General features: G+C 40.8%; 6 protein-coding genes. All 6 read right to left on the bottom strand.

Features of this window, described 5'->3' with window-relative positions; translation table 11 throughout:
- Positions 1-47 precede the first annotated feature (47 nt).
- The 6 genes from VGE44_RS01495 to VGE44_RS01470 all read right to left on the bottom strand — a co-directional run bounded on the left by VGE44_RS01495 (position 48) and on the right by VGE44_RS01470 (position 11,691).
- A complete protein-coding gene (locus VGE44_RS01495; protein ID WP_331075996.1) occupies positions 48-1,088 on the bottom strand; it encodes a formylglycine-generating enzyme family protein in 1,041 nt (346 codons plus the stop codon).
- Positions 1,089-1,283: 195 nt separating this feature from the next.
- A complete protein-coding gene (locus VGE44_RS01490; protein ID WP_331075995.1) occupies positions 1,284-2,906 on the bottom strand; it encodes a RagB/SusD family nutrient uptake outer membrane protein in 1,623 nt (540 codons plus the stop codon).
- Positions 2,907-2,924: 18 nt separating this feature from the next.
- Complete coding sequence (locus tag VGE44_RS01485) at positions 2,925-5,960, bottom strand: TonB-dependent receptor (protein ID WP_331075994.1); 3,036 nt, start codon at positions 5,958-5,960, stop codon at positions 2,925-2,927.
- Positions 5,961-6,510: 550 nt separating this feature from the next.
- Positions 6,511-7,545 (bottom strand): ThuA domain-containing protein, encoded by a 1,035-nt coding sequence (locus tag VGE44_RS01480; protein WP_331075993.1) that lies wholly within the window; start codon positions 7,543-7,545, stop codon positions 6,511-6,513.
- Between the two features lie 169 nt (positions 7,546-7,714).
- The gene (locus tag VGE44_RS01475; protein WP_331075992.1) at positions 7,715-9,817 is read right to left on the bottom strand and encodes a pyrroloquinoline quinone-dependent dehydrogenase; all 2,103 of its coding nucleotides are present in this window, start codon (positions 9,815-9,817) and stop codon (positions 7,715-7,717) included.
- Between the two features lie 155 nt (positions 9,818-9,972).
- The gene (locus tag VGE44_RS01470) at positions 9,973-11,691 is read right to left on the bottom strand and encodes a RagB/SusD family nutrient uptake outer membrane protein (RefSeq protein ID WP_331075991.1); all 1,719 of its coding nucleotides are present in this window, start codon (positions 11,689-11,691) and stop codon (positions 9,973-9,975) included.

Raw genomic sequence — 11,691 nt, 5'->3', positions numbered from 1 at the left:
GCTTAATCTCATTAATGTTTAGAATCGGTATCCCGAAAAAGCACCTTTTACTTTTTGTCCCGTGCTACTCCTAAAGCGATTCGAAAACCATCCCTGGAATCGGAATAACTAACTCCCTGAAGTCCCAGGCGAACCGCTATACGTGCATTCCCCGGAACGTCAAAATAATTTCCGCTACGGCAAACAGGACGATAGTTCTGATCAGTAAAAAGAGGCTCCTCATGACCCCCTTTGGGATCAAAATGATCTAATACAATTTCCCATACACCGCCACACATGTCCGCCAATCCAAAACCATTTCTTCCTCTTTCTCCAAAATGATCAACGGGAGATACGAATGCAAAACCATCACTCCATGGTGCTTTAGCTAATGGCCATGTTTTATTCCGGCCAGGCAAAAAGTCAATAGCAGAAATATTTAAACGACCTTCACCATCACTCAGATCATTACCCCACCAGTAATAAGTACCTTCAAGACCTCCCCTGGCTGCATATTCCCATTCCGCTTCAGTAGGCAGACGATATTCTAGTCCTTTTGGAAGGCGGCCTGCGGCCCTCTCTCTTTTAGTCAGCCACTCACAAAATGCTTTACCATCATTCCAACTCACACAAACTACCGGATAATCATTTCTCAGGGGGAAACCAAAATTGGGATCGCGCCAGCTCTTGCCACTTACTGAGATCCAGGGATGAGGTGGTGCCTTGGCAGTAATCTTCCATTCAGGATCAAAAACCTGGGTTTTACCGCCCGGCTTCTCTGCATCTGTAATGTAACCACTTTCTTCAACGAAACGTTTAAACTGACCAACACTAACTTCTGTACGTCCCATCCAGAAACCATCCTTTACACGCATTGGGCGTGGATTTTCACCTTCATAGGATTCTCGTGCAGTTCCTGGTGTTGCTCCGCCTTCAATGCCAGTTGCCCAGGCTTTCTCTGCTGCTGTACTGCCCATCTTAAATTCTCCGGGTGGGATATATAGCACTTCAAGTGAAACGCCTCCTCCTAAATCTAGCTTTTTTACAGTATTCTGTTTGGGTTTTAGATCCGAACGGAGACTGTTACCGTTTCCTTGAGCTGTTGCCATAAGCCCCGTTATGGATTGTGGACTCAAAAAGACAATAATTCCAAAAAATAAAATAAACAACAATGTCCTTTTCATAATATTGACTTTGATAGTAGGAGTAAATTGCTAAACAATGATATTATAGACTTTCCGGCCTACAAATGCAGGCCGGAAAGTCTATAATATTTTTTAAAAAAGCATAGTTAAGCTAACAAATCAATAATCAGGATTTTGGGTTAGCTTTGGGTTTAACTGTATTTCAGTTAAAGGAATAGGAAGAAGTGCCCACCCTGGTTTATGGGTTCCCTTTTTATTAATCGTCATCAAGTGACCTTTATATTTTCCTGTAAGTTCAACCTTTGAAGCAGTATAGTTAGCAGGGTCATCGGTAAGTTTCATACCATGAAATTGTTGTTCCATAACATCAAACCAAATACCCCATCTCCGAATATCCATGTATCTGATAACACGTTCCAGAGCGAATTCAATCCTTCTTTCTCTGCGAACTATTTCCCGTAGTTTTGTACGATCTGTTTCAGTAACATTAGGCATAGCTACTTCAGCCCGACCTCTAACCTTGTTAATAGTTTCATCAAGCAATGCCTGAGTGATAGCTTCGTTATTTTCAATCTTAGCTTCTAAATAACCTAAAAGCACCTCTGCATAACGAATATGAATTATATCATCACCAGAAGAATTATTAGCACCGGTATAACCTTCAGTAACATACTTTTTCCAGCCATATCCTGTTGCACCCACCAGCTTTCCAATTCCGCTATTTGCTGTTGTGAATTTTACACCGTTAAATACAGTATAATTCGGCAGAAAGATAGTTGCATAAAGACGTGGGTCCCGATTTGCAAAAGGATTAGCCGGGTCATATAAAGGTGATGTTTCAATAGGTTGACCATCTTTCATAAGATAGCTACTAACCAACTCTTCCAAAGCACCATCTTCCTGGTAACCACCATAAACATCCGGATGATAACCCAATTGATTCTGAGGATTTCCATAGAGGCCAGCTATACAGTTGGTAGACAAAATGATCTCCTTACTGCTTTCCCCTCTTTCTTCAAAAATCGCCTTATAACGGGGATCGATAATATGAGCGTTCAGATCGATAATTTCTTTATAAGTTTTAACTGCATCTGCCCATTTTTTATCCATTAAGTCTAACCTTCCTTTAACTGCAAGTGCAGCAGCTTTAAGGATTCGGCCCTTTTCACTATCTGGTCTGCTTGCTGGCAAATCTTTGGCTGCTGCAACAAGTTCAGTTTTAGCATATTCTGTAACTTCTGCTAATGTATTACGAACCTGGTTATTCGAATCATCAATACTTAAAACCTGTTTAACCAATGGAACGCCTCCATAGTACATAGCAAGTTGCCAGTACTCATAAGCCCTTAAGAATTTAGCTTCAGCAATCACTTGGGCTTTCTTAGCAGCATCCATTTTTACTTTGTCAACATTCGCAAGGAAATAGTTGGCTTTAAAGATCGTACGATAAGCCCTTTGCCAGATGGAGCCTACTACTTGCCCATCACTTGAAACCACGTAACCACTATAAATGAGTCCTACTTTACTATTTTTATAGTCTGAATCATCGGTCATACTTGCCAAAATAAGCAGCTCATTATTATAAGCATTATTTCCAACACTACTCCCGTTGTATATTCCGGTCAGAGCCAGCATCGCATCTCCTTCGCTTTCCCAAAAAGAACCCTCTGATAGTTCCGTTAATGGCTGCTGATCCAGCAAATCTTTTTGACATCCGGATAGACTGACTAAAGAAATCAGTACGCATACACTTACTATCCTTATTCTATTATATATTTTCATAATCATTTAATTAATTGATTAAAATTTCAAACTAATACCTGCAACATACAATTTGCTAAGCGGGTAATACCAGGCACTACCACCTGTTTGCATTTCAGGATCCCAACCTTTATAGAAATCTGAAAGGGTGAATAAATTCTCACCGCTAACATATAGACGCAAACTGCTCATACCAGTTCGGCTCATGATCTTTTTAGGCAAAGTATATCCAATCTGAGCATTTTTAAGTCTTAAAAAGGTAGCATCGCGATACCAGAAATCAACACGATTGGTGTTAAAAAATCCGGAAGCTATGTTACGCAATTTAGGATATGCTGCCCGTGGATTTGGATTTTGAGGTGTCCATCTGTTCTCATAAGCATCCCGTTGCACATTACTATTGTTTTCAAGCGGGAAGAAGAACTGGCCAAGATTAACCTGATCGTTTCTTCCACCTTCTCCCTGCACCATCAAATTAAAATCGAAATTTTTAAATCCTCCGTTTAAGGTTAATGCATAGGTTGATGTAGGGAGTGGTTTTCCAATGATAGTCCTATCGTATGTTGCATTCACAACACCGTCCGGCACACCACTAGGGCCGCTTATATCTAAGTACTTAATTCCACCACCCTGTGCCTGATCTGCAAATGGCTGGGTTGCATAACCGGCAACATCTGCATTGCTTCCGAATAAACCATCACTTTTAAATCCATAAGCACTACCAATAGGGTATCCCACGAAAAGTCCCCTGGCAATATCCCGATCGATCTTTGATAATTTAGTTACCTTATTATTAACAAATGAAACAATAGCGGAGACCCCATAGGAAAATTCTCCAACAACATTTCTATAATTCAGATTGAAATCCCATCCTCTGTTTTCAACTGAACCTGCATTGGTTAATGCAGGAGTAGCTCCCAACATATTGGATACAGAAACACTATAAAGAATATCATCTGTAGTTTTAACAAAGTAATCCGCTGAAAGGGATAATTTATCATTAAAGAGACCTAAATCAAGTCCAACATTATTAATTGTTGTAGTCTCCCAGGTAATGTTTTTATTAGCTAGTGTAGTTACGGCTGCACCGGCACTTAGTGTACTGCCAAATGGGTAAACCGGCGCAAGAGAGAGCAAATCCTGATAAGGATAGTTTCCGATCGATTGATTACCCAATTTACCCCATGAAGCACGAAGTTTAAGGTCACTTAACCAGGACATTGAATCTTTTGCATCTTTGAAAAAGCTCTCTTGTGATACTCTCCATGCTGCTGAGAATGAAGGAAATAAGCCCCATCTGCTGTCCTGTGGGAAACGTGAAGATCCATCATAACGGGCATTTGCCTCGAATAGGTATTTATCACGGAAGTTGTAATTAAATCTTCCAAAATAGGATTGCAATGTATTTCTTGATGCACCTCCTGATTGTCTTCCACGGCTTGTTGATCCTGCATTAATTTCATAAATACTATTGTTTGGAAATGCATCCCTGAAAGCACCAAGACTTTTATCATCATATGTCTGACCTGAAACACCCCCAAGCAGGTAGAAGTTATGATCTTTTACCTTTTTATTGTATTCGGCTATAGTTTGAAGAGTCAAAGCAGTTCCCTGATACCAATTTTCATTTAAACTATTTAAAGCATTCCCATAAGTAGGGGTAATTGCATATTTAGCTACATAAGCTTTAGATTGATCTAAACCATAAGTGTGACCAATTTGTCCGGTAATTTTAAGATCTTTAAAAACATCCCATATTACACTACCATTGGTATAAAAATTAGTGCCTCTGTTTTGCAGAAATGAAGCGCTTTCTAAATCTGCTTCAGGATGAAGTGTCTCATTTCTTCCATAAAACCCATCGGGCATTCTTCCAGGGATAGAATTTGCATTACGCATAGCACCCCCTACAATAGTTCCAAGGCCCAGGCCATTTACACCGGAAGGTTGGTTATTCTTGCTTAAATTTCCTGCCATCTTAAGACTAAACTTTAGCTTATCGTTTAATCTGCTGTCAAGGTTTACACGAATATTATAGCGATTTGCATCATTTTTTGTGATTATACCGTTTTCATTATAATAACCTAAAGAAAACATATATTGTGTTTGTTCCGATCCACCGCGGGCAGAAATATCATGCCGGGTTGAAATACCATTACCTGAATTAAATAAATTACCTATGTGATCGAAATTTGGAAAGTTCACCGGATCTGTTCCAGATCTGAACTTTTCAATGTCAGCGTCAGAATACCTCTTTGCTGCGCCAGCATCAACAAAAACCTGATTAATAACTTCTGCATATTCCCATGAATTAATCATCTCAGGAACCATGGTTGCTTCTGTCTTACCTATATAGGAATTATAGGTAAATATCGGCTTCCCTGCCATTCCCTTCTTTGTTGTAACTAAGATAACCCCGTTTGCAGCTTTTGAACCAAAAATTGCAGCAGAAGCAGCATCCTTCAAAATTGAAACACTCTCAATATCGTTAGGATCCACGAGATCCAGGGAAGCTTCGATATTATCAACCAGGACGAGTGGACTATTGCCCGCACCACTAAATGTACCTTGTCCTCTGATAACCAGAGAAGCCCCGTTACTCGCAGGGTTTCCTCCCGGTTGCCGCACCTGAATACCACTCATTTGACCTTGTAAGGCAAGAGACGATTTTGTCACCGCTCTTTTCTCCAATTGTTCAGAACTTACCGAAGCTACTGAACCCGTTAGGTTCACCTTCTTTTGTGTTCCATAACCCACAACAACGACTTCTTCCAGTCCCTGAACATCGCTAACTAAAGCAATATCAAGTGAAGTTTGATTGTTTACGGCGACTTCCTGAGTTACAAAACCGATGTAAGTAACAACAAGAACGCTGTTGCTACCCGATACATTGATCGAGTACCTTCCGTCCATACTGGTTGTAGCTCCAACATTGGTTCCTTTAAGTTTAATACTGACCCCCGGAAGAGTTTCCCCTTTCGTATCAGTTACCTTCCCTGTAACGGTTCGGCTTTGCGCACCTGCATAGTACGAAGTACTAAACAGTACGAGAAATAGTAGTAAAATACTTTTCATAATTAATTATTGTTTAAGGTGAAATCAAATTTAACTTTCGTTTAAGCCTCAATCCAGTACTTCTATTTATATTAATAATACTATATTCTAAAAATCCTGTTTATCAGACAAATAGCTGATTTATTATAATTCATGGCTTAAATCCACAATTTGGTCATTATTAACCTACTCTCTCCAGGAGAAATGATTCTGAAACAGGCCCCAAACTACTCCGGGGCACTATCATTTCGTATAATACTATCATTACCCGCAATGGCTTTAGCTTTAACAAGAATTAAAAATGGGTTCCGTAATTGAGAAGGAAAAAGTATCGGAATGTTTAAGCCTGTATTTCGGAATAACTCTTTTAAAGAGTCGTAAAGGAAGCAACTGTCTTAAAGCCTATAAATAATCTCTTGCCGGATTAGCCCCGACAAGAGATCAGGCACAGGCATCAAATATATTTCAGGCCTATAGGCCTGAAATAAATAATGCGCTTTTAAACAGGACTTGATTTTAAAGGTTATCTGAAGTCCTATTGTATTCTTAATTAATTATTTGGGGGGAATTATCATTTATAATCCAGCGGCTTCTTACCCTTCTGAAATCCATCCATTCCAAACATCGTAGGTTCATATTTTCCTACAAAATCCACATTGCTTTTCGCAGGTATACTTTTCTCCAGACCTACAGTCCAGTATGCCGCATTCACAACAAGGCGTCTTAAATCCTCACTGACGAAATCAATTGCAGCACCCATGGTAGTTGTAAACACTCTGCCCTTTTTACCCGATTCACTTAAATAAGTTCTCGTCCAGGCAACCGGCATAATGGATCTTTTCCAGATACCCGCTCCTGTAGGAGACACACCTTCTGTTCCCTGGCCCCAAAGCAAAACTTTTGCATCAGAAGGAAGACTTTTGATGCCATACACCTCAGTTGTTGTCCAGATGTCACTTATTCCCTTGAGGATAGGGTTAGCATCTGCCACTTCAAGTCCATTTATTAATCCCCGGGTGCCTTCCTTTCCACTGGCTCCATGATGATTCACCCAGTTTTCTCCAAGGATACGTTTCCCAAATCCGCCCTCCCAGCCTTTCTGACTACTTTTAAACCCATATTTAGCATACTTATTATTCGGATTCCGGCTATAATGAAATGCATGCGTGGCAGTCCGCAATCCAATTACAGGCTTCCCGGCAACAAAATAATTATGAATATGCTGCATCTGATCATCAGGCAGCTCCCTGAACCGGGTCGCAATTATCATCAGATCAGCTTTGGCCAAAAACTGAAGTCCGGGGATATTCTGATGATAATTCGGATCAATGAATCCTGTTTCAGGATTAATAGCAAATAATACCGTGGTGCGGAACCCATGGCGCTCAGCTAAAATTTTGGCCAGCATCGGCAATGATTCTTCAGATCTGTAAGCTTCATCTCCGCCAACAAGAACTATATATTTCCCGTTAGACTGTCCGACAAGAGGAGAAAAATGAAGCCAGGGGCCTTCCTTTTGAGCGAAGGAGGAATGCATTGAAAGAATTAAAATACTGGTTAAGAAATATTTCATCAGAATTGAATTTCTATTTAAAGTTGTGTTCATTGGTGTATTCATTTTGAGATGTGAGATATGAGATGTGAGATATGAGAAACAAAGATTCCAATAATGATAAATGTCCTTATTCTTTGCTCCTTGATCCTTATTCAATAATGCTGAATACGAACCAAACCCGGATTCAATCTTGATTCCTGGCTCTTGGTTCTTGGTTCAATTATTTGCCGAGCTTAAATGCCACTACATGATCTCCCTTGGCAGCCCCTAATCTTGATCCTCCACATGATACTACGACATATTGTACACCATTAACCATATAGGTACTTGGGGTTGCATATCCAGCTGTTGGAAGATCAGCTTCCCATAACAATTTTCCGTTTAGCTTATCAAATACCCTGAATTTACCATCCTTGCTTGCGGCTATGAAGATCAAACCACTCGCCGTAACTACCGGCCCCCCATAATTCTCAGTCCCGGTAGTAAGCCCCTGATCTTTATATTTTTTAACATCCCCCAATGGCACCTTCCACTTATGCAAGCCGGTATTCAAATCAACTGCAGTCAGTATTCCCCATGGTGGTTTTATTCCCGGATCACCATTGCTGTCCAGAAATTTGCTATAACCCTTCAGATCCCAGGGCTCAACTGCGCCGAATACATTCTTTGAGGAAGCAATCTTATCCTTATCACTCTCTTCATCAAACAAATAATTTAAGATCGCTTTCCTGTCCTCGTCTGAAATTTGAGGGAAGCCGGGCATCTTTCCTTTACCACTTGCAATAATTTCATGAACATCAGGCTTCTTCAACTTGTTTTTGATAGTGTTAAGAGCAGGAAAACCACTTGCAGGATTTCCAAATCTATCTACACCATGACATGGGCTGCAATTTTGAACATACATCGCCTGCCCGCGACTCATTTCACCAAAGCCTGTGTTAGACTTTATGGTAACGATCCATGGAACTTCATTAGAGTTGACATATAAAATACCATCCCTATCTGCTGCTGCCCCACCCCACTCCGCACCACCATTTAATCCCGGTACTACCAGTGTAGGCTTATCACTTAGAGGCTGAAATATGCCCTTCACGGTTCCACGGAATACCTGAAGCAAAGAATCGTAATCAGGGGACGCTGTATTCAGGTCAGATTCAGCTATTAAATTCCTTGAGACTGGCGCCGGCATAGTTGGAAGCGGCTGGGTAGGCCAGGCCTCCTCTTCTGCAACAGGTGATTTTGGCACTGAAACTTCCCTGATTGGGAAAATTGGCTTCCCTGTTTCCCGGTCAAATACAAAAACATGACCGGATTTTGTGAACTGAGCTACTACGTCAATACTTTTTCCGTTCCGTTTGATGGTGAGCAAATTCGGTGGTGAAGGAATATCCCGGTCCCAGATATCATGTCTTACGAACTGGTAGTGCCATATTCTCTTGCCTGTATTAACATCCAATGCAAGCAGTGTACTGGCAAATAAATTCGCTCCTTTTCTGCTTCCCCCAAAAAAGTCGGGGGCCGCAGCTCCCGTAGGCGCATAAACTATGCCCCGCTTCTTATCAATCGCCATTCCCGTCCAGTTATTTGCACCACCAACAATTCCCCTGTCGTGTACATCTGCAGGCCAGGTATCATAGCCAAACTCACCAGGCAAGGGTATGGTATGAAAAACCCAGGCTATCTTCCCGGTCCTGACATTGAAGGCCTGGATAAAACCGGGTGCTGCTCCGGCACTTTCCATCATCACCGTAGGCATTATGAGCAGATCCTTATAAATGGTGCCTGGTGTTCTCGACATTAAATACTTCTTTTCGAGGGCTTCAGGTTTCCCCAGGCCAGATTTTAAACTTACGCGGCCATTGTTGCCGAACTCTTTAACAGGCTTCCCTGTTCTTGCGTCAAGGGCATATAACCATTGATCATAACTGAATAAGATGCGTTTGTCTTCGTTGTCTTCCCAGTAAGTTACTCCACGATTAACGAGAAATCTTTTTATGGTATCCGGATTAAACCGCCACTTCTCTTCTCCGGTTGCCCCGTTTAACGCAAATGCATTACCAGCAGCTGAGATCCCATATAAAACACCCTTAATAATTATCGGATTACACTGAAAGACACCTGAATCGAGTGTATTATATTTCCATGCCACCTCAAGCCTGCCAACATTCGATTTATTGATCTGATCAAGAGAAGAATAATGATTCATCTCAGATCCTCCAAGATATGCAGGCCAGTCTTCTTCACCATCATTTTGATTGGTAAATGCGAATATCCCTAATACAATTAATAATGGGACACTGAGAAACAGCAATTGTTTTTTCATACATTTTTATTTACAGGTAATCATTTTTATTATTTATCAATTAACACGTCTTTCCAAAATTATTCTAAGCATTATAAGGCATAATGGATATCCAAACCCACTATGCCTTTCTCGTATGATATACCTATGTTATATAATTCCTCTTTTTTCAGGACTTATTGCCAACCAGGATTTTGAGTATAATTCTTATTTAATGTCAATTCTAAAGCAGGCAGAGGATTTAAATAGTCTCTTTCTGGTTTAAAGCCATATCCTGCGGGAAGAGCTTTAAGGTAAGGATCTATATACCCGTTAGCATCAAGATAAATATTTATTCCCGGCTTCATCTCAGGGAAATCCGCCTGAACGAATTTTGCTCCTAACGATCTCTTGTTAACTATCAGAGGATGTGCTCTCCATCTAAGAAAATCATGGAGCCTTAAACCTTCGAATGCCAACTCAACCCTTCTTTCTCTTCTAACCTCATTGATTATTGGAGACAATGAAGGATAATCCCATTGAGGATCATTTGTTATATTGCTAAGCTGCAAGCGAGCCATTCCAACACGATCTCTCAACTTATTAATAGTTAAATCAATATCCGACTGGTTAATTTCTCCTAACTCAGCTCTGGCTTCAGCATAATTCAGCAATGCCTCAGCATATCTAAATAGAATAGAACCAATTTGAGATTGGTAATAATTTTCTTTTAAATGCTCACCCCAGGCATTAGAATGCTTCTTTAACTGATATCCCGTAACGCATAAATAAGATCCCGTCTGATGAAGATCCGCTCTTTTGAAAAAGGTTGTATCTGAAGCCCCAAGAATATTAACCGGATCACCCGGCACCCAAATACTTTGGGCCAAGCGCGGATCACGGTTTTTAACAACGTTCACCAGATTAGCATCACCGGCATAAAGAGGACTTCTTGATATTGGTAAACCATCTGTGCATAAATAACTATCTACCGTAGCTTTGGTAACACCCATTCCCATACCCCAAATACTCGGCGCCCAGCGGACAAGTCCGAGACTGGCATCCCACTTCTTCCAGAGCATCACCTCCGGATTACTGCTATAATCATTTTGACCAAATAAGTAAGCATAGCTGGTTTTGGGATTACCTGAGGTATAGACATTATAAGCTCCACCATCTATCAGTTGCTTAGCAGCATCCCGGGCAAGTGTCAGGTATTTTTTTCCATCAGAGCCAGTAACACCAAACGGACTGCCTGCATGATATTTTTGCCAGGTGCCTTCAAAAAGTGTGACCCTCGATTTCAACAACAACGCTACCTGGCTGTTTAATCGTGAGGCAGAACCCTGACCCTTACTCTTCATTAAAAGAATAGCCTTATCAAGATCTGACACAATAGAATCCATCACCGTACTACGGGCTGTCCGGGCCATTTGCAATTCGCCTGAACTTTGATCCAGAGGCTTATTAATCCAGGGTACGTTTCCGTAATCACGCACCAACGAAAAGTAATGGTAAGCTCTGAAAAAATAGGCTTCCCCAATAAATTGATTGACCGAAGCCGCTGGTGCAGAGACTTTTTTATAATTTTGAATAAAGTAATTCAAACTTCGAATACTGGTCCATGCAGATGACCAGACTCCACCAGATGCAGGCACTATTCTCGTACCTCCAAGGGTTGAATTAAATCCCACCAAAATCAAATTATCACTATTCCCATCCAGCAGATTCATATCTGTTCTGGTTTCATTTGGAAATACCGTGTAATATTGATTGACATACATTTCCAGATCTGCAGGCGTTTTCCAATAGACATCGGCGGATACCGCGTCTAATGGCTCCCTATCCAAAAACTTATCACTGCATGAACTCAAAACAATAGCGAGCAGGATGATATATATATTAATGATTTTCAT

Origin of the sequence: Daejeonella sp. (assembly GCF_036405355.1) — a bacterium.
In the GTDB taxonomy this organism is placed as follows: Bacteria; Bacteroidota; Bacteroidia; order Sphingobacteriales; family Sphingobacteriaceae; genus Daejeonella.
Note: the sequence above shows the minus strand (reverse complement) of the source record. Positions and strands in the feature narration are given on the sequence as shown.